At 36.2% G+C, this 20,774-nt stretch carries 22 protein-coding genes; 2 read left to right on the top strand and 20 right to left on the bottom strand.

Annotated elements, in window-relative coordinates:
* Positions 1 to 33: 33 nt before the first annotated feature.
* The 10 genes from IPI31_06860 to IPI31_06815 all read right to left on the bottom strand — a co-directional run bounded on the left by IPI31_06860 (position 34) and on the right by IPI31_06815 (position 9,519).
* The gene (locus tag IPI31_06860; protein MBK7567536.1) at positions 34 to 198 is read right to left on the bottom strand and encodes a hypothetical protein; all 165 of its coding nucleotides are present in this window, start codon (positions 196 to 198) and stop codon (positions 34 to 36) included.
* Position 199: 1 nt separating this feature from the next.
* On the bottom strand, positions 200 to 730 hold the full coding sequence (locus tag IPI31_06855) for a hypothetical protein (protein MBK7567535.1): 531 nt from the start codon (positions 728 to 730) through the stop codon (positions 200 to 202).
* 235 nt (positions 731 to 965) lie between these two features.
* Complete coding sequence (locus IPI31_06850) at positions 966 to 2,729, bottom strand: SLC13 family permease (GenBank protein ID MBK7567534.1); 1,764 nt, start codon at positions 2,727 to 2,729, stop codon at positions 966 to 968.
* Positions 2,730 to 2,955: 226 nt separating this feature from the next.
* Complete coding sequence (pstB, locus tag IPI31_06845) at positions 2,956 to 3,723, bottom strand: phosphate ABC transporter ATP-binding protein (GenBank protein MBK7567533.1); 768 nt, start codon at positions 3,721 to 3,723, stop codon at positions 2,956 to 2,958.
* A 10-nt stretch (positions 3,724 to 3,733) separates the two neighbouring features.
* Positions 3,734 to 4,582 (bottom strand): phosphate ABC transporter permease PstA, encoded by an 849-nt coding sequence (gene pstA / locus IPI31_06840; GenBank protein MBK7567532.1) that lies wholly within the window; start codon positions 4,580 to 4,582, stop codon positions 3,734 to 3,736.
* A 2-nt stretch (positions 4,583 to 4,584) separates the two neighbouring features.
* Positions 4,585 to 5,448 (bottom strand): phosphate ABC transporter permease subunit PstC, encoded by an 864-nt coding sequence (gene pstC, locus IPI31_06835; GenBank protein MBK7567531.1) that lies wholly within the window; start codon positions 5,446 to 5,448, stop codon positions 4,585 to 4,587.
* A 216-nt stretch (positions 5,449 to 5,664) separates the two neighbouring features.
* Entirely contained in the window at positions 5,665 to 6,660 is a 996-nt protein-coding gene (locus IPI31_06830; GenBank protein MBK7567530.1) for a substrate-binding domain-containing protein, read from the bottom strand.
* A 136-nt stretch (positions 6,661 to 6,796) separates the two neighbouring features.
* Entirely contained in the window at positions 6,797 to 7,771 is a 975-nt protein-coding gene (locus tag IPI31_06825; protein MBK7567529.1) for a substrate-binding domain-containing protein, read from the bottom strand.
* 112 nt (positions 7,772 to 7,883) lie between these two features.
* Positions 7,884 to 8,924 carry a porin gene (locus IPI31_06820; GenBank protein MBK7567528.1) on the bottom strand — a complete coding sequence of 347 codons (1,041 nt, stop codon included), beginning with the start codon at positions 8,922 to 8,924 and terminating at the stop codon, positions 7,884 to 7,886.
* Between the two features lie 154 nt (positions 8,925 to 9,078).
* Positions 9,079 to 9,519, bottom strand: a complete 441-nt coding sequence (locus IPI31_06815; protein MBK7567527.1) for an Rrf2 family transcriptional regulator — start codon at positions 9,517 to 9,519, stop codon at positions 9,079 to 9,081.
* A gap of 223 nt (positions 9,520 to 9,742) precedes the next feature.
* On the opposite strand from IPI31_06815, the gene IPI31_06810 reads away from it, so the two are divergent.
* Complete coding sequence (locus tag IPI31_06810; GenBank protein ID MBK7567526.1) at positions 9,743 to 10,615, top strand: T9SS type A sorting domain-containing protein; 873 nt, start codon at positions 9,743 to 9,745, stop codon at positions 10,613 to 10,615.
* A gap of 22 nt (positions 10,616 to 10,637) precedes the next feature.
* On the opposite strand, the gene priA is transcribed toward IPI31_06810, so the two are convergent.
* A complete protein-coding gene (gene priA, locus IPI31_06805; GenBank protein MBK7567525.1) occupies positions 10,638 to 13,085 on the bottom strand; it encodes a primosomal protein N' in 2,448 nt (815 codons plus the stop codon).
* Between the two features lie 56 nt (positions 13,086 to 13,141).
* Here priA and IPI31_06800 point away from each other — a divergent pair, with 56 nt between their 5' ends.
* The gene (locus IPI31_06800; GenBank protein MBK7567524.1) at positions 13,142 to 13,843 is read left to right on the top strand and encodes an SDR family oxidoreductase; all 702 of its coding nucleotides are present in this window, start codon (positions 13,142 to 13,144) and stop codon (positions 13,841 to 13,843) included.
* 388 nt (positions 13,844 to 14,231) lie between these two features.
* On the opposite strand, the gene IPI31_06795 is transcribed toward IPI31_06800, so the two are convergent.
* From IPI31_06795 to IPI31_06755, 9 genes are all read right to left on the bottom strand, one after another.
* Positions 14,232 to 14,486, bottom strand: coding sequence for a hypothetical protein (locus IPI31_06795; GenBank protein ID MBK7567523.1), 255 nt, complete (start codon positions 14,484 to 14,486; stop codon positions 14,232 to 14,234).
* A gap of 16 nt (positions 14,487 to 14,502) precedes the next feature.
* Positions 14,503 to 15,066 (bottom strand): DUF420 domain-containing protein, encoded by a 564-nt coding sequence (locus IPI31_06790; GenBank protein ID MBK7567522.1) that lies wholly within the window; start codon positions 15,064 to 15,066, stop codon positions 14,503 to 14,505.
* Positions 15,056 to 15,712, bottom strand: coding sequence for an SCO family protein (locus tag IPI31_06785; GenBank protein MBK7567521.1), 657 nt, complete (start codon positions 15,710 to 15,712; stop codon positions 15,056 to 15,058). The genes IPI31_06790 and IPI31_06785 overlap by 11 nt, the downstream gene beginning before the upstream one ends.
* Positions 15,709 to 16,353 carry an SCO family protein gene (locus IPI31_06780; protein ID MBK7567520.1) on the bottom strand — a complete coding sequence of 215 codons (645 nt, stop codon included), beginning with the start codon at positions 16,351 to 16,353 and terminating at the stop codon, positions 15,709 to 15,711. Before IPI31_06780 ends, IPI31_06785 begins: the two co-directional genes overlap by 4 nt.
* A gap of 2 nt (positions 16,354 to 16,355) precedes the next feature.
* Positions 16,356 to 16,691, bottom strand: a complete 336-nt coding sequence (locus IPI31_06775; GenBank protein MBK7567519.1) for a cytochrome C oxidase subunit IV family protein — start codon at positions 16,689 to 16,691, stop codon at positions 16,356 to 16,358.
* Positions 16,692 to 16,709: 18 nt separating this feature from the next.
* Positions 16,710 to 17,303 (bottom strand): cytochrome c oxidase subunit 3, encoded by a 594-nt coding sequence (locus IPI31_06770; protein ID MBK7567518.1) that lies wholly within the window; start codon positions 17,301 to 17,303, stop codon positions 16,710 to 16,712.
* A 91-nt stretch (positions 17,304 to 17,394) separates the two neighbouring features.
* Entirely contained in the window at positions 17,395 to 17,991 is a 597-nt protein-coding gene (locus IPI31_06765; protein MBK7567517.1) for a cytochrome c oxidase subunit 3, read from the bottom strand.
* Positions 17,992 to 17,999: 8 nt separating this feature from the next.
* Positions 18,000 to 18,893, bottom strand: a complete 894-nt coding sequence (cyoE, locus tag IPI31_06760) for a protoheme IX farnesyltransferase (protein MBK7567516.1) — start codon at positions 18,891 to 18,893, stop codon at positions 18,000 to 18,002.
* A 3-nt stretch (positions 18,894 to 18,896) separates the two neighbouring features.
* The gene (locus IPI31_06755) at positions 18,897 to 20,774 is read right to left on the bottom strand and encodes a cbb3-type cytochrome c oxidase subunit I (protein ID MBK7567515.1); all 1,878 of its coding nucleotides are present in this window, start codon (positions 20,772 to 20,774) and stop codon (positions 18,897 to 18,899) included.

The following is a 20,774-nucleotide window of genomic DNA, read 5'->3' as shown; positions in this document are numbered from 1 at the left end:
AATTAAGCTAACCTTAATCAACGAAAATATAACTCACTCTGCAAAATTTTTACGCTTGAGTTGTTTTGTTTTACTAGCCTTTTTTGAAGATAATTTATGTTGCTTTATAAAATCACTAATTGCCTGCTTATCTTCTATAGTTAATGTTCTAACCCCTCCGATAAAATCAACGTCTAATTGAATTTTTTTTGTTTTCATTTTATTGATTTATAAAATATTTATTTATAAGTTTAAGAGCCGACTGAGTTTCAATGATCATTCGTTGTTTGCCAATATGTATAGCATTCAAACTTATTATATAATGGTCGATAAGTTGCGTCTTTGCAAGAAAGGCAATATTGCCTTCATGGCCACGTTGAAAAGAGAGTTTGCACGCAAACGCAATCAAATTACCGGGAACTCCAGAATAAACCTTTGCTTTGCCTTTGTTAAAAGGTGCACTTTCAACTAGGTGCATATAGACATGATCAGACATCACCTCCAAACTTATCAACCCTTGAATTATTGCAGGATTATTCACAATAGTCAACTTGTAAACCTCCCGTTCGGGCATTTTAAATTCATGCTTCCAATTGAACAGCCACCCCTTTGTTTTAGTTATGTATTTGATGTCGCTATTGGAAAGTATGGAAACTTCCGTTGTAAAGCTATCTCCGGTAATTACATTTTCAATACTGTTGGTCAGCTTGTCAATAATAACATCAAGCCCATGTGGTACCTTTTGTTTCACATAGCTAAGTTACAAAAATATTTTCAAAAAACAAAATATAAAATTTTTGAAGTATGTGACTTAAAATTCAATCGAAAAAGATACCTCCAATTTGAAACCATTAGAGTGAAATTGACATTAAGCGGTTCCATTTGCATATAATTCATTTTTTATATTTCCTTTCTTGAAAATAATATATAAAAGAAAAATGCGCTTATTATTTATTAAAACTAGTTACTATTACATTACAATTCACTCACAAAGGCCATCCCATCGGCACCGTAAAATAAATTATCCCAACCAAAATCGCAGTTAATATCCCTCCCACCTTTACAAAATCAACAAACTTATATTTACCCGGACCATACACCAAAATGCAGGATGGTTCAAAGGGGGTAATTAAAGAAACTGATGCGGATAACATTACTGCAACAGCATAAGTTATTGGGTTAACGTGTAAGGTATTTGCAGCCTCTAGCGCGACAGGTAAAACTACTAATGCTGCAGCAGCATTGCTCATTGGTTGCGTTAATAATACAGTAAGCACCATAAATCCAAGCATAATTCCCTGAGGACCGAAAGCATGAAACCAATCAACTATTAATCCTGCAAGATATTTATCTGCTCCTGAATTACTCATTGCAGTTCCGAAGGCGGTCATGCCGGCAATTAATACAAGTAAACGCCATTCAATATTTTTATAGGCATCATCTGGTTTAACTGCACCAACTAACATACATAAAACTGCACTTGCCAAAAATGCAATAGACACATGCACATGAAACATCGGAATGGAACTGATGATAATCGCCGTAACAAAAAATCCCAATGCAAAATATCCTTTTTTAAGATTTTTAATTTTGGGTTCGTGTTGACCTAAAACGACAAGATCGTGATGTGTGCGCAAATTGGAAAATGCTTCTTCTGTTCCTTGCACTAATAACATATCACCCACTTCAACAACAATATTATTTAAAGTATCCAAAATATTTTTTCCTTCGCGATTAATTGCAACCACCACCATTCCGTATTTTCTGCGGAAATCAATTTCGGCAATGGTAGAACCTGCAAGATCAGATCTTCCCGGAATTACAACTTCTGTTAATTTTAACGATTTCCCATTCGATTTATAAAAATCGAGGGTATCTGCTACAATATCAATTCCATTGGTGTTTTTAACAGCCATCAAATGTTTCATTTCTCCCTTCACTAAAACAATATCATTTTCGCGGAAAGAAATATTGGGTCCGGGCGCAAATTGTCTGTCACCACGTATTACTGCCAACACCTCAAAACCCATATGCGAAAATTCAGAATCATGAATTACCTGTCCAATTAAAGTGGAATCTTTTTTAATAATGATCTCGCTCAAATAAGATCGCACACCATATTGATTCGTTAATTCACCTGTATGTCGTTTTGGCAACATTCTTATACCAATGAGTAACATATAAATTAATGTTACCGCTAACATGATAACTCCTATCCATGTAAAATCCCACATGCCCAATGCCGCATATCCGTTTTTATCCATATAGGCATTCACAGCAACGTTGGTAGATGTACCTATCAATGTACATGTTCCACCAACTATAGATGCAAAGGCAAGAGGTAATAATATTTTAGAATAATTAATTCCGGTTTTTTTTGCAATTGCCATTGCTGGATTTATCATTAAGGCAGTAACGGTTGTATTATTCATAAAAGCAGAAAACAAACCGGTAATGGATATCATCGGCATGATCATAGCCAACTGAGATCCCTTGGATCGTTTCAACAATTTGGCTGTCCACACTTCCAAAATTCCGGAAGAATCAATGGCAGAAGTTACCACAAATATGGAAGCGAGCATGATAATAAAATCACTTCCAAAAGGCGCGAAAGCCTGTTTATAATCGAGAATCCCGGTGAGTACAAGCACCAGAACACAAGTCATAGCCACAATATCAACAGAGATCTTTTCTGTTGAAAAGGCTATAATGGCCAGAACCAGAAGGCTCAGCACAATAGCAATATCCATAAGAGTTATTTTAGATGGTGCCGCAAATATATAACTAATTCTATATATCCTATGGTTTTGGTAGAATTATATATTATGAGGATATATCTTAATATTGATTATTGGGGTAGGATTTGAGAGCTTGCTTCGTCATTGCTTCGCAATGACTCGCAATGACACCGCCAGCCCAATTGGGCTGGCGGGATACCAAACGTCCACCGAAGCGGACTCTATGAATAAGAGAAAATTAACTTATAGCACCCCCAACATAATCCTTAGTGAGCTGATGTTGTGGATTACCCAATACGTCAGCAGTTGGACCATGTTCAATAATTTCACCGAGATACATAAATATCACATAATCGGCAATACGTTTAGCCTGACGGAGAATATGTGTTACCATTACTATAGTATATTTATCTTTTAACTCTGTGAATTTTTGTTCTATATGTTTAGTGGAAATAGGATCCAATGCGCTGGTTGGTTCATCACCCAAAATTATCTCGGGTTCAACCGCGAGTCCTCTGGCTAAACATAAACGTTGTTGCTGACCAATAGATAATCTCCCGGCAGGAGTTTGCAAACGATCTTTTACTTCTTCCCATAAACTCGCTTGTTTTAAATGATATTCAACTCGATCGGCCAATAATTTTTTATTGCGTTCACCGTGAATGCGCATACCAAAAGCGATATTGTCGAAAATACTCATTGGCAATGGAGTAGGTCGCTGATTTAATAATCCCATTTTTTTGCGGATATTGGTAACATCAGCAGATTTCGCATAAATATTTTCTCCATCAACCAATACTTCACCAGTTATTTTAGTTCCGTCTACTCCTTCTATCAAACGATTAAACGTTTTTAATAATGTTGTTTTTCCGCAACCACTGGGGCCAATAATTGCAGTAAGTTTTTTATCCGGAATATTAATATTGATATTTTTTAATGCATGGTTGCTGCCATACATCATATTCAGATTTTTAATACTGATATGAGATCTTGTTTCTGTTGTCATAATATTTATTTTAGATGGTATTCTTTGAAAACTTTTTAATTAAAAGGCGGCTTAATAAACTGATACCGAAAATAATGATCGTCAGAATTAATGCAGCAGCATATGCTCTGTCGCGCACTTCTGCAATAGGTGAACTCAATTGAAAAAATATCGCCAAGGGTAAAGTTGCAGCAGGGTCATTAATGGAATGCGGAATATTATCCGTAAATCCAGTTGTGAACATTACAGATGCGGCATCACCAATTGCCCTTCCAAAACCAAGCAAGGAAGCAGTTGCTAAACCTGGCAACGCTTGTTTTAAAATTACTTTTATGGAAGTTTCCCATTTAGTTGCACCGAGACTGAAAGCAGCCTCTTTAAGATCGTTTGGAACCTGGCGAATTACTTCATCCATTGTTCTCGCAACGATAGGAACTATTAATAAACCGACAGTTATAATACCTGCCAATAAACTCACATGCATACCTATAAGCAACATCAACACAAATCCGAATGCACCAAAAACGATAGATGGAATGCCATATAATACATCCAATGCCAATCGCGTGAAATTTACCAGTTTCGACTTTTTGGGTGCGTAAACATTTATATAAATTACTGTTGGCACACTAATGATCAAAGCAAAAATTGTAGCACCGATCGCAAGATAAAATGAACCCACTATAGCATTTAAAATACCTCCCTCCTTTCCAAGATAAAATCCACCTTCGGGTGTTTTAGTTATCATATCGAGATTCATGGAAGGAATTCCTTTAATTAATATTGTTGCAGAAATTGCAATCAGACTTCCAAAAATGATGAATGCTGCGACGCGCATTAATACATTAAAAAACTTTTCCTCTATTTTTCTCTTATTCATGATCAGGCTATTTTAGTTTCCCAGCGGTTGAGTATCCAGCGGGCGTAAATATTAAATACAAGAATGATAACTAATAATACCAATGCTGCAAACATTAATGCAGAATCGTACATTGGTATGCTCATCATTTCGCCGTAATTATTTGCTATAAGGGATGGGATTGGATAACCTTCGTCCAATAATCCCTTTGGAACCTGAACTATATTACCAACCACCATTAATACTGCGATCGTTTCTCCAAATGCACGGGAAAAACCGAGAATACAAGCAGCTAAAATTCCGGGTGATGCTTTTTTTACAACAACTTTTTTTGTTGTCTCCCATTTATTTGCGCCAAGTGATAATGTTGCTTCACGCAATTCAACGGGCACTATTTTCAGCACCTCAAATACAACCTGAACAATTACCGGAAATACCATTACCGCCAAAACAATTCCTCCGGCGAGAATGGAATATCCACTTGCATCATCTACGCCAAACCAACCACTTACATCGTTGCGAATAAATGGCACAATAATTAATACTCCCCAAATACCATAAATTACCGATGGTATTCCTGCAAGTATATCGAGCATTGGGCCGGCAAATTTCAGGAATTTTTTATTTGCGTATTCACTTAAATAAATAGCTGTTAATATACTTAGTGGAATTGCAATTATTGCTGCAATTAAAGTAACATACACTGTACTTATTATAAATGGATAAAATCCAAAGTCACCTTTGAATGGACTCCAATTAGAGGAAAACAATAATTCGCCAAGTGAATGGGTCTTTAAAATGGGAATTGATTTTATTACTAATCCCACAATAATGAGGAATAATAATAAAAGGGAGAAGATGGTCATAAATTTGACCACCTTTCCCATAAACCCATCTAAAATAATCCGCCCTCGGGCGGAAATCGTGTAGGCATTTCTATTTTTGCCTGAATTATTTCTATTTTGTAAATCTTTATTATCGTTTTTGGCATCAGAATAGGTTTCTTCTACCTCATTATTATGCACGACAGACAGATTTCGTTTGCGAACTGATCTTTTAATTTTAAACATGTAAATTAATTTCAGATGGGTGAAATAAATTTATTAGTGGTCGCTTTTTGCTTTAACTGCAGCGGAGGGTAATTTCTGAATTTGTGCTTGTATCACATCATCCGGTAATTGTACGAAACCCGCTTCGCCCACACCTTTTTGTCCTTCCGTTAAAACATATTTTAAGAATTCAATAACAAGTGGATCGGTTGGTGCGCCCTTGGATACGAATAATAAAGGACGTGCAGGAGGTGATGGATATGTGCCTGAGAGGATAGCAGCATTTACTTTATCCATATTATCATAAAAATTTTCTTCTGCTTCCAAAATTCCGTTTCCATTAATATCTATTGGTGCAACTGCAATTCCGGGATTATTAATTTTTGTAACATTATCATAAGCAAAACTCACATTATTAAATCCAATGGAAAATTTACTTTTCACTATTGCTTGTGCAAGTCCGGGATCACCCATTACACCAACACCTAACAGGTCTTCCTGTTTTTTTCCATCAAGGTATTTCGCCCATGATTCAGCAGCGCCTGCTGCATCACTGCGTGTATAAACCTCAATTTTTTCTGAGGAACCATTTCCTAAAAGATCGCCCCATGTTTTAATTTTTCCGGTAATAAAAATGTCGATGAATTGCTGATTAGAAATACCTTTTTGATAAATAATATCTCGGTAAGGATTTTTTGCATTAATTGTAGGCAACACAGCATCTTTACATACCCCAAGATCAAATGCGCCTTTAGATTTTTCCTCTTCATTCACATCTCTGGAAACCATTCCAAGATCGGTGGAGCCCGACAAAACATCTGTCATGCCTTTTCCGGCACCACCGCCTTGAATGTCAAATTGTACTTTTGGGTGCAGTGCTTTAAATTCTTCACCCCATTGCACAGCCATTGGATACAGTGCAAAAGCACCCGATATCGTAATTTTTCCTTCCAATTCGTTGGCATTAGAATCTTGTTCTTTACCTCCGGAACAACCGGAAGCTATTATTACAGTCAAACCTGCTGCAATGATTAAATTTTGGATCTTCATATCAATTTTTTTGCAAACATAATCTATATTTTCTATATATCCTATTGATTTAGTAGTACAGTAAAAAATATATCCCCCTTTCGAGGGATATATAAGCACAGGGGATCGCTTTGATTAGTAGAATATAACGATTACTTTACTTTGTCAATTTGGCCACCTGCTGATTTAGCACATCTGTCGGCAATTCCACATATCCTGCTTCAGCAACGTACTTCTGACCATCAGTAAGCGCCCATTTTACAAAGGCTACCACCACAGGGTCAGTAATTTTTCCGTTACTCACGAAATATAATTGACGTGCAGGAGGAGACGGATAGATATCAGCAAGTATTGCCATATTTAATTTATCGGATGTGCTATAAAAATTTTCTTCAGGATCCAATTTACCATTGCCATTAATATCAATTGGTATAATTCCGATACCCGGATTTGGTTTTTTTGTTTTAGCATCATATGCATATCCAACATTATTATATCCAATTCCGAATTTATCGTTTGCAACTGCGTTAGCCACTCCCGGGTCACCGAATACTCCGATTCCTTCCAGGTCTTCCTGTTTTTTATTCCCGAGATATTTCGCCCATGCATCAGCAGCACCACAAGCATCACTTCTCGTATATACATTCATTTTATCTTTAGCTCCATTTTTAAGCAGGTCGCCCCAGGTAGCAACTCCTCTGTTCACCCAGATATTATAGAACTGATCTTTTGTAACACCCTTTTCATAAATTTTTGCATAATAAGGATTATTTGCATTAAAGGTTGCGATAACTGCATCCTTTGCCATTGCATAACCAAGTGCACCTTTTGCTGCTTCTTCTTTTGTTATCTCACGACTTACCATTCCAAGGTCAACAGAGCCTGAAAGTGCATCTGTCATACCTTTTCCTGCACCTCCACCCTGAATATCAAAAGAAACTTTTGGGTGCAATTTTTTAAATTCTTCACCCCATTTTACTGCTAAAGGATAAAGTGCAAATGCTCCGCTCAAGGTTACTTTACCTTCGAGTTCAGCTGCCGGTTGTTGTTTGAAATTTACCGGAGCAGAAGTAAAACTTCCTGCAACCAATATCAAACAAAACAGCAATAACATGGAAAAATATTTTTTCATTTTTGGTACTTTAAATTGTTAGTTTATAATCTATTAAATCTATATATTTTATAGTATAATAAGGTAAAAATAAATGCATACAGGATCAACCGGAATGCATTTATTGAATTTACTAAAACGCTGCCTGGAATTGTATGGCAAATAAATTATTATCTTTTTGTTCAGTTGCTTCTTCTTGAACTATATTGTATTCCAATTGAATTCTTGTATTTTTATTAAAGAACCAGCTTGCGGCTAAAATATATTTATTGGTTATATTATCATCAGAATCGGTATTCGGATCATAATTATCCAAACGCGCAATTACTTGTAATTTATCTTTGATAGGAGTGTAACCAAGTGTTACATAATATCCGTTTCTTTCTAATAATGCAAGACTATCGCTTTCATCAGAACCTGCGAGGAATTCACCTTCAATAAGGAAATTTTTGTATTTGTATGTGATATCACCACCATATCGCGTGCGATCAGTATTTACCCCGGGTTCAGCAGTTGTTTGGCCATGACCTGTATAAAATCTTCCACTTAACCAAAGGTCTTTTACAGGAGATACGCGCAATGAACCGCCAAAATCTTTTTCGCTATTATAGTCTGCAACGTTGATTCCTGCACCATTGTATATACCTAAATGGTATTCTACTATTGGTCTTTTTACTTCTTCTCCAACACTGAATTTACCTGTTAACCACAAACCGATATCACGACCGTTTTGGTTGCCATAAAGATCTGCTTCGCGACCGGATAATGCATTGTCAATTTGGGTTCTGCTAATGGTCAATAAATTCCAGGGTGAATACAAATTGTCGTAACAATAAGGAGTTTTGCTTTGTCCCACATTCACATTTAAATAATCAAATGGTTTGTAAATAAAAGTTGCATCCAGAATTTTCGGTGCACCCGCAAATTCAAGGTGTAAACGATATCCAACTTTCGGAGCAATATCGCCACGGAAATCGAGACGAGCACGACGAAGGTCAAATGCATCAATTCGTGTGGTGTCATCAAAAAGCTGATAACGTGCGTGTGTTAATCCGCGAAGCTCCAGTTTGGAAGAAACCTTCACATTGTAAGTTTCCACTTGCGTTCCTGTTTGGGAAAAAACGCTCAGAGTTATAACACATAATAATAAGGTAAGTACTGATTTCAATTGCATAAGTTTATGTTTTAGTTGATTCGGGGCAAAATTCTATATAATCTATCAATTTAGTAGTATAGTTTAAAACATTTTTATTTTTATAATATGTTTTAATGACTCAAAACACAGTATAACTCCCACTAATTCAACATTTTAAACTTAAAATAAATTTTTATTTTGATTTTTTAGAAACTGCAAACATCGCCTTTGGAGCATCTGTTAGGGAAGTATTGTCCAAAATTGTAGCGGTGGAATCGCGCACCTGCATCATGATCTTTCTGATCTCGCACGTTTTTTCATTGGTGCACTCAATGCACCTTGCATAAGCAGTTTTACTAACACAACTGATTGGTGCAAGCGGGCCATCCAAAATACGCACTATCTGTCCGACCATGATCTTATCCGGATGTTTACCAAGTTCATATCCTCCCCCTTTGCCCATTTTACTTACGAGTAAGCCCTGGCGCTTCATATCAAGTAAAATAAGTTCAAGAAACTTTTTAGGAATATTTTCTTCTTCGGCAAGATCGGAGATCAGGATGGGCCCCTTACCATACTTCTTGGCCAGATAGAACATTGCTTTGAGGCCGTATTTCGCTTTTTTAGATAACATATTAGATGGAATGCAAATTTACCAAAAGGAATCTACTTTGTGATGATGTAAGTTGTTAACTTTGATATAAACACATATCAATCAAAACCAAACACCAAAAATTACCGATTGCATAAATCACTAAATAAATATACAATACAGAAATACTCCGGATTTTATTCTATCAAAATAGGCCTTCCAAACGGTACCATTAAAATAAAATCATTGATAAAAACTGAATAAAATGAAATCCAAACGTAAACTATTTCTTTATTCATCAATGGCAACAGCATATATTGCCTCGGGTTCGGAAGTAGGCGCCCAGGCAGTTTATGTTGATATTGAGCCAGATACGGTTTTATCATTGCCTCCTAATGAAGCATATATACTCGAATTAAATGAGGAAGGATTAATTGATTTTGCATTTCAAAAGTTTGTAAATTATTCTGCATATGCAGACTGGTGTGAATGTTACCAATATATAAGTGAAATAGCCTTGAGTGGAACTGAAAGTATCGTAGTATTTACTTCCTACCAGTTCACAAGTGATCAGTATCTTGTCTCTGCAATAGTGCCGGGAGTTATGATTAATGGAAGCTTAAACTTTAAAGACATTGGTGCTAAAATGGCTTACCGAATTATTCCTGATTGGTCGATATACTATGTTTTTGATGGGGGTGACTGGTTTCCGGAAGCAATTGATAAATATGTAGGTATAAGATTTGAAGATTCTTTGGATTGTATGCACTACGGCTGGATACGATGCAGTGTTGAAGATGGCGGCAGTAAACTGACAATTAAAGATTATGCATTTGAAACCAAATGTGATGTTGCAATTGTTGCAGGTGATACTATTGGAGATACTACATCAATTGGGATTAGTGAAATAAATAAACTGGATGCTTTTGTTTATAGTTTTGGCAAAGAAATTTTCATACATAATAACACAGGTGAAAATATTTCAATTATTATTTATGATATTTCAGGGCGTCAAATAACTACAACTGAAACGACAGATAATCTTGTTATAATACCAATGCAAAAGGAAGTGAGCGGAATTTATTTAGTCCAATTACAAAATGGTGAAAAGAAGTATATACGGAAAGTTGAAATCTAAACTTTTTGATTTGAAATAACAATCACATAGGATCAACATCCACAAAAACCTCCACCCGCTTATGTGAAGCATGTAATTGCAATTTCTCAATCTCCAGTTTCAATATTTTTTTTAATCTTTCCGTATCAGATCTTCTGTTAATTGATTTAATAAGAATTTCAGAAAGATATTTATTTCTTATGCGCGGAATTCCGGGAATGGCAGGGCCTAAAATTTTATCGCCAAAACTTTTCTTTAATTCCGCAGCGAGAAAATTTGCGGTTTTATTTACCATGTCCACCTTGCTGTGTTTTAGGGTTAATCGGATGAGCCGCACAAAGGGAGGATATCCGAATTCGCGACGCTCAGCTATTTCTTTATTATAAAAACCCGAGTAATCATTTTGAATAACATATTGTAATACAGGATGATTAATTTGAATTGCCTGTATCATCACTACACCCTTTTTATTTTTTCTGCCCGCTCTCCCACTCACCTGGGTCATCATTTGAAATGCGCGTTCACTTGCGCGGAAATCGGAAAAATTGATTATCTGATCCGCGCTTAAAATTCCCACAAGATTTACGTTGTCGAAATCCAATCCTTTGGTTACCATTTGTGTTCCTACTAAAATATCTACTTCTCCATCTTCGAATTCACGAATTACTTTCTCATGTCCGTGTTTTGTTTTTATTGCATCCAAATCGAGACGTGCAATTTTAGTTTCGGGAAAAATGTATTGTAATTCATCTTCAATTTTTTCCGTGCCAAATCCTTTAATAATGATGCGTGTACTTGCACATGCCGGACAAGCCTGATATGCATTGTGTTTATAGTTACAATAATGACAACGCAATTCATCCGAAAATTTATGATACACTAAATTAACATCACAATTAATACATCGCGGTGTCCACCCACAGGCCTCGCAAGTTAAATAGGGAGCATATCCGCGGCGGTTTTGAAATAAAATGATCTGTTCTCTGTTATTTAATGTTGCTTTCATCTGATCAATTAAAACAGAACTCAGATGCGATTGCATGGTCTTATTTTTTTCCTCTTCCTTAATATCAACGATCTGAATTTCGGGCATTGCCATATCTCCAAATCGTTTATACATATTTACCAATCCGAATTTACCACTTACGGCCTGATAATATGTTTCCACGGATGGAGTTGCAGTACCTAAAATAGTTTTAGCATTATGCAGGTGCGCCAGATAAATTGCAGCATCACGCGCATGGTACCGCGGATTTGGTTCGTGCTGTTTATAGGAATAATCGTGTTCTTCATCAACGATAATTAATCCCAGCTGATTAAATGGTAAAAACAATGCAGAACGCGCACCTAAAATTATTTTGTATTCATTATTCAATACACGCTGCCAAATTTCGACTCTTTCATTCTGATTAAATTTAGAGTGATACACTCCGATCAAACTTCCAAAACGTTTTTTTAACCTACTAATTATTTGCGCAGTTAATGCGATCTCCGGCAAAAGATATAAAACCTGTTTTCCCTCCTGAACATATTTTTTAATGAACTCAATATACACTTCCGTTTTTCCGCTACCAGTAACTCCTTGCAATAAAACTGTTTGTTTTTCTTCAAATAACAATTTTAATTTTTCTGTAACTGCAATTTGTTCTTCATTTAGTTTATTTTCTTCTTCATCGGAAATTCCATACAATTGCAAGCGACTCACAGCATCAGCAGTCTCGATAAATATTTCATTTTTGATCATCGTTTTTAATACCGCCGGAGTCGCATCTGCCTTGCGCATTAAAACCGATTTTTTTATTTTTTTCCCTTGTCCCGCCAACTGATAATACATCATTAATACATTCAACTGTTTTGGAAAGGATTCCAATTTATTAAATAAATCGCTCAGTGTTTTTTCTGATTGATAATCGGGATGTAATACAAGGAATTTTTCCGTTTTTGCAGAATAGGTTTCCTTCATCTCCTCTTTAACATACGCAACTCCTTTTTGAATCAGCGATTTAATTACGGGTTGAATTGTTTTTAACTGCAGTATCTGTTGAATATCTTTTAGTGATAATTCTTTTTGGATAGATAATGCTTCTGCAACAATAAATTCTCTGTCGTCTAATTTTTGCGCATCAATCTCTGCATTTTCATCCAACACAATAATTGTTTCACTGCTTAATTTATAGGGTGCAGGTAAAGCGGCATTCATCACATCACCATTGGAACACATATAATATCCTGCCATCCAATCCCAAAACTGCAATTGTATCTTATTTACAATATGTAAATGATCGGGAAGTGAAATAATGGTTTTAGCGGTATAACCCTGAGGTTTAATGGAATGTAGTTTTGCAATAATTCCTGTGTAGGTTTTATTTCTAAAAGGAACTTCTACTCTTATTCCGGGTTGTAAGGAGGCAGCAAATTCGTCGGGAACTGCATAGGTATAGTTTTTTTCCAGTGCAAAAGGCAAGATCACATCAGCAAAAAGACTATCCATTCCCGGTTTAATTTATTTATTTTGTAAAACTATTTAATTAATCTTACTTTCAACCAATGAATATCATAATAACAGGCGCCACAAAAGGCATAGGAAAGGCTGCAGCAACTTTGTTTGCATCAAAGGGATTCGACATCTGCGCCTGCGCGAGAAATAAACAGGACCTGGAAGCGCTTAAAAACGAATTAAGCGGTTTGAACGACAAAATAAAGGTGTATGTGCAACCTTGTGATGTATCGAAAAAATCGGAGGTATTGGCTTTCGCAGAATTTTGTCTGCAAAATTTAGGAAAGGTTGATATTTTAATAAATAATGCAGGAGTATTTATCCCGGGAACAATTTGTGATGAAAAGGATGGCACATTGGAGCAATTGATAGAAACAAATTTATACAGTGCATATCATCTCACCAGAAGTGTTGCTCCGGAAATGAAAAAAAATAAAAAAGGACATATTTTTAATTTGTGTTCTGTTGCGAGTATTAATTCTTACGATACAGGAGGATCTTATGCCATTTCAAAATTCGCTTTGTTAGGATTCTCTAAAAATTTACGTGCGGAGCTCATGCAATATAATATTCGTGTGACCGCAGTTTTACCTGGTGCAGTTTTAACGGAATCCTGGGCTGGAACAGATCTGCCGGAAAGTAGATTTATCGCCGTGGAAGATGTGGCAAATTTAATTTATAATGCCTGGGAAATCTCGGATAGAAGTGTGGTGGAGGAAATATTGATACGGCCGATGTTGGGGGATATTTAGTTCATCATGCTAAATACTATTTTTTTATAAAGTGAAATCAATTGAGTGGATTTTAGCTTTTCATTCTAATGATACATGGTTTTGTCATTGGCGTTCTGCGATTTGGGCTAAAGCCCGTTGTGGTCTGTGCCGAATGCCCACCGGCTAAAGCCGGGGGTTATTTAAAGATTTTTTTCTACCATTTATTAAGATTTTTCTATCCAATTATTGGAAATTAAATCTCATGACGAGAAAGTATCAATATTAATAGCGATGGCTTTTTCAATGGCCCATAAATTATTTTAAATAGCCGTGGGTTTTAACCCACGGTCAAATACGAAAACAATCACGGGCTTTAGCCCAAATGCGAATGTTGATGCTAGAATAAGTTTGAATAAGATGAAGAAATTTACGCCTCCGAAGGCTCTTCTTTTTTCCTTCTTTTGTAATTGCGATACCACAAATAACCAATAACACAGAAGGCGAGGTAGGGCATTACTAATAAATACATAATGCCGGAATTTAAGGTTGCACTTTGCAAGTTACCATCAGTATTTCCGGCTTCTGCGGAGGCTTTGCACATTGCACATTGGGCTGACAATTCTGAACTTGCCAAAGCCAAAAAGAGGAATAAAAAAGTTAAAATAATACCTCTGTATTTCATACTACAAAATTACAAATTAATGCGGATAATAGGGAGCTATCATAAAATAAACAACAACTCCGGTAACGGCAACATAAAACCATAATGGCCAGGTAATACGGGCTATTTTACGGTGTTTGTCAAACTTTTCCGTAAGTGACCTGGATAAAGTGATAAGTATAAATGGCAATATTGCAGCTGCTAAAATGATATGCGAAATCAATATGATATAATAAACCGTTTTTTCGCTTCCCAGAGCACTTTTTTCCTCCTCACTTAAAACCTTGTCGAAATTACTGTCACCAAAAATTGTCGCGTCAGTTGACGAATGATATAATACATACGAGATCAAAAAAAGTGCAGACAAAGAAAAGGCACTCATCATACTGATCTTGTGTGCTTTACGATTTTTATTTTTAATAAAATACAATCCGAAGAGCAATAAAATCGCAACACCCGAATTTAACATTGCGTGAAACTTGGGTAAAAAGGAAATATTAATATTCAGGTGGATGGCGGGGGTGTAAAATAAAATAGCAACTAAAAGTGGTACTGCGATCGAAATTAAAAGAATGATCCTGTTTATGGACTTATCGCTCATGTTCTTTATCTTTTAGCAACAAATAATTAATGTCCATTATTAATGCTTTCACTTCAATAGAATCTGTTCCTTTATAAAATCCTCTTATATTCCCACTTTTATCAATTAAAGTAAATTTATCGGAGTGCCCTTCGAATGAACCCTGTGCATCCTGCACAATTGTATAAAATCCCTTTTCTCCGATGTTATAAATATCTTCCTGTTCTCCACGTAAAAAATGCCATGTTTTATCTTTTGCACCATATTGATCTGCAAATTTTTTCAATACAGGAATAGAATCGCTTTCCGGATTCAGTGAAAAAGATAATATTTTGAAAGGTGCGGAAGAATTTATCGAATTTTGAATAATTGCCAATTGTGCTGTGGTTATTGGGCAATAGGCTTCACAGGTGGTATAAAAAAAATCTGCAACAAATACCTTTCCTTTCACATCGCTGTTGGTTATTTCGTTGCCATTTTGATCAATAAAAATAAAATCGGGAATATGATTAACAGAATCGCGAAGGAATGACGAAAACTGCATGGATTCGGCAACCTTATTTAAATTTTTCTGTTTGTCGGCATAAGGTAGATAAACGAATATAAAAAAGAGTATGAAAGCAACTCCAACCACTCCTCCAATTATCAGATTATTTTTTTTTGTCATTTAAGATCCAGTTTATTCAATAAGAATAAAATGTCGTTATAAAGGTCCTGATTTTGTTTTACATCCAGTGGATCGTAAACACCTCTCAGATTACCTGCGCCATCTATCAGATAAACAAACCTCGGACAGGCATAATCAGTTTCAGAAAAGGTAATATTATTTGTGCTTTTGTTACAAAAATCAAAAAGTTTTATAGAGGAAGAATCGGGATCAGATAAAAAATGCCATATTTCTCTGGCGGCATATCGTTCAGCCATTAATTTAAGCTGTGGAGTAAGATCCTGAGCGGGCTGAAGTGTATGTGTAAGAATGCGGAAAGCTTTTGTTTTACCGTAATAATCCTCTTGAATTTCAAAGAGTTTTCTTTCACGTGCATCGTTAGTAGTTCCACAGGAATAGGATGCGAAATCGAGAAGAATTACCTTATTGTGCATCTTCTGTTTTGTGATAGTATCACCGCGATGCGAAATGGTAAAATAATCCGGAATTTGTTGAAGATCAGTTTGGATCAACCTGCTACTGGCTGGCGCTTCCTCTCTTACTTTAAATCCCTTCTGCAGTAAAAAAACTGATATAAGGGGAAGAATAACGATCATGAAGAGCATTACCGCTACCCATAAGCGCCCCTTTTTTTTTGCCATGATTATCTAAGTATATCCCAAAACTCTTTTGCACTCAACCAATAACTTCCTTCCCAAAGGAATGCAATAATTCCCCAAACCAAAAATAAAAATGGAGCCAAAATGGTAACTGCCATCGCTTTTAATTCATATTTAAGGTGCATAAATTCACTCATGATATAATATGCTTTTGCAGCACTCAATACAATGAACAATATGTTCAAGAGCATTTTTGGAGACTCATGAAAAAACTTATAATGCGACAAAGCAGCTGCGATCTCTACTGCAGTTACAACAGCAAGAATTCCGCATACCTTCCAAACTCTTTTTCGTGATTCCTCTCTAGTTAAATTTGACATATTCTATCAATATTTTTTTTAAAATAAATAAAATGCAAGAAATACATAAACCCAAACAAGATCTACAAAGTGCCAGTAAAGTCCTAATTTTTCGATCATTTCATAATGTCCGCGTTTTTCAAATACTCCTTTATAGGTTGCAAATAAAGCCCAGCTATTTAATAATACACCCACGCTAACGTGAAATCCGTGGAAACCGGTTATCAAAAAGAACAGAGCACCAAAAGAAGTTGCACCAAAAGGGTTGGTAGTTGGTGTCATTCCTTCATGGATAAGATGTGTCCATTCCCAAGCCTGACTAAATACAAAAACTAAACCTCCAATAATGGTGAAAATCATCCACTTCATAACCCCTTGTCGGTTCATGTTGTGTCCTTCCTGCACTGCACGCACCATAGTAACGGAACTCAAAATGAGCGTAAAAGTCATAAAGGTTACGAAGATCAATGGCGCATGATGAAAGCCCGGGCCTGCGTTAAACACTTCGTTCGGGTCGGGCCATGAGTGAATATTCGCCGGGTCATGTTTAGCATGGCTTGTGCGAATTGCACCATAGGAAATAAGTAAGCCGGCAAAAGTAAAGGTATCACTGATGAGAAAATACCACATCATGATCTTCCCATAGCTCACCCTAAAAGGCGAATCGCCTCCGTCCCATAGTTCTTTTGCAGTTGGTTTTGCAGTTGCTTCCAAAGTATTTTATTTAATTGTTTAATATTAAGAAAAAATATAAATACACCCATAAAATATCAACAAAATGCCAGTAGGTCATCATTACTTCCACACTAACAATATTATTTTTATCAGGTGTTTCACCTTCTGATCTGTTCTTTATTTTATATTTTGTAAATGACAATACGGAAAAAACCAATAATGCGATAACGCCTCCCAAAACATGTACAAAATGTGCACCTGTAATTACGTATACAAATGAATTGGAAACATTTGAACCCAGATCAACTCCGGAATTAAATAATTGAGACCAACCCTGAATTTGTAATGTTAAAAATGAAGCTCCACATATGAACGCCAAAATAATAAATCCCCTATATAAACTTATTCGTCCTGTTTTAAATGACAAATATGCTGCATGCATAAAAATGCTGCTCACAACAATTACAACAGTGCTAGTAATAAATATCGGAGGTAATTGAATATTGTTCCACACATTCACGTCTCCTTTTTTCACCACATAAGCACTGGTAAAAGCCGCAAAGGCCATTACCATCGAAGTGATACCGATCCACATATTAAATTTATATGGGTGGACAATAAAACGTTTATGTATCAAATTCGACATTAGTTCAATTATAATTTATCAATTAATAAAGCGATTAAAACTACAGGCAAATATAAAAACGAACCAAACATTAAGCTTCGTGCTTTTTTGGTGTCGCAGGTTCTGTATAATTGTATTGCCTGGTACAGAAATAATAATCCGGTAACAAAAACGATCACTGCTGAAACCACACCTGTATAACCCATAAAATACATTATAAGACTAACAGGTAATAAAAGCAATGTATATATAACTATATGTGTTGCGGTTGTTTTTGATCTGCCATCTGCGGAAGGTAATAAATGAAATCCTGCTTTAGCATAATCCTCACAAGAAACCCAGGCTATAGCCCAGAAGTGTGGAAACTGCCAAACAAATTGTAATGCAAATAATAAAATTGCAAGATCATTAATCTGACCAAATGCTGCAGCAAAACCGATAAGCGGTGGCATTGCTCCTGGAAAAGCACCGATAAAAACTGCTATCGGGGAAACCTTTTTCATAGGAGTATAAATAAATGCATAACTGATAAGCGAAAGTGCTCCCAATAATGCACTAAGTGTATTAAAGAATATCCATAAGATCCCAATTCCGGAAATCGCCATAATACCGGCCGCAATAATTGCTTCAGTATTTTGCATACGAGCAGCAGCGAGAGGTCGCTCGGCAGTTCTGCTCATCAGCTTATCGGTATCTGATTCGATAATTTGATTTAATGCATTTGATGCAGCAGTAATTAAAAATCCTCCCAATAGAAATAATAAAAAATGATTCTGATCGCCACCGGCAAATAAATATCCGATGCCGGCACTGAACACCACGATAAAACTCAACCTGAACTTAACTAGAATTTGATAATCCTTAAGTTTGGCTGTTATCGTTTTTAACAATCCTGTTTTTGATATGGAGGTCTCTCTGTTCATTTATTAAACGTGATCGTCTTTATGATCTCTTTCCTCTTTTTTAATAATATCACTATCGCCTTCATCACCGTGTTCGCCATGTTCAATTTCATATTGGCTCAATGGTTCGGTTTGAGGAATAAATTCTCTTCCGTGTTTATTATAATCATATGGCCAACGGTGTACTTCCGGCAATTCTCCCGGCCAGTTTCCATGTCCCGGACGAATTGGCGTGGTCCATTCCAATGTATTTGCATTGTAAGGATTTTTCTCTCTTACTTTTCTACCATACCAAATGCTGTAAAAGAAATTGAATACAAATAATAATTGCAATGCGAATGATATGATGGCCACAGTGGAAATAAACATATTCAAGCTTTCAAAACCTGCAAAAGTTTCAAATCCTGAGTGTGTATAATATCTTCTCGGCAAAGCAATTTCAAAGTGCATTGGATAAAATATTAAATAAGCAGCGCATATGGTTCCCCAGAAATGGATAAATCCTAAAGTTTGATTCATGTAACGTCCAAACATTTTCGGGAACCAATGATACACACCGGCAAACATTCCGAAGAATGCAGCAACACCCATTACAAGATGGAAATGCGCTACAACAAAATAGGTATCATGTAATCGTATATCAATTGCGGAGTTTCCTAAAAATATTCCTGTTAAACCTCCCGAAATAAACATGGAAACAAAGCCTATGGCAAATAACATTTGGGGATTAAGCCTTATGTCTCCTTTCCATAAAGTTGTTAACCAGTTAAATACTTTGATAGCAGAAGGTACGGCAATGATCAACGTAAAGATCACGAATATGGATCCGATAAATGGATTCATTCCCGTCATGAACATGTGATGTGCCCAAACAATAAATGATAATACTGTAATTGCGAGCAACGAATATATCATCGCCGAATATCCGAAAATTGGTTTACGCGAATGTACTGATAGAACCTCCGATACAATTCCCATGGCGGGCAAGATGATGATGTACACCTCCGGGTGACCAAGGAACCAGAATAAATGTTCATATAAAATTGGACTACCACCGGAATTAGCAAGTGGCTCACCACCAAGATTTATTTGGTCGAGGTAAAAACTTGTTCCTAAATTTCTATCGAATAATAATAATACTGCTGCAGATAATAATACAGGGAAAGATAACACCCCTATTACTGCTGTTAGTAATAATGCCCAAATGGGAAGAGGAAGACGAAACATCTTCATCCCTTTAGTTCTGAGATTGATAATTGTTGTGATATAATTTAAACCTGCAAGTAGTGATGACACAATAAAGAGCGCCATGGAGATCAACCAATAATCGACACCCGCCACACTTCCGGAAGCTGCATTATGTAATGCATTGAGGGGAGGATAGGCAGTCCATCCACCTGAAGCAGGACCTGTTGCAAGAAAAAAAGATACTGCCATAACAACACTGGCTATAAAGAAGAACCAGTACGACAACATATTTAAAAAGCCGGACGCCATATCCCGCGCGCCGATCATCAATGGAATTAAAAAGTTTGCGAAAGTTCCGCTCAATCCCGCAGTTAATACAAAGAATACGAGAATTGTTCCGTGCATGGTAATTAATGCATTGTAAAACTCCGGTGCAATTTGTCCTTCAGCAGTGATCCATTTTCCAAGTAATGGTTTTATCCATGTAAGATCAGCTTCAGGATATCCCAATTGAATTCTGAACAATACAGAAAGTAAACCACCAACAATTGCCCAGATCATCCCGGTAATCAGGAATTGTTTGGATATTGTTTTATGGTCCTCACTGAATATATATTTCCTGATGAAACTTTGATGGTGATGATGATCGTCGTGACCATGACCGGCATCGTGTGTTTCAACATGAGTTGAGTGTAATGATGTTTCTACTGACAT

It is taken from the genome of Bacteroidota bacterium, assembly GCA_016706865.1.
Lineage (GTDB): Bacteria > Bacteroidota > Bacteroidia > Chitinophagales > BACL12 > UBA7236.
The sequence above is the reverse complement of the archived record's forward strand: the minus strand, read 5'-3'. Positions and strand labels throughout refer to the sequence as shown.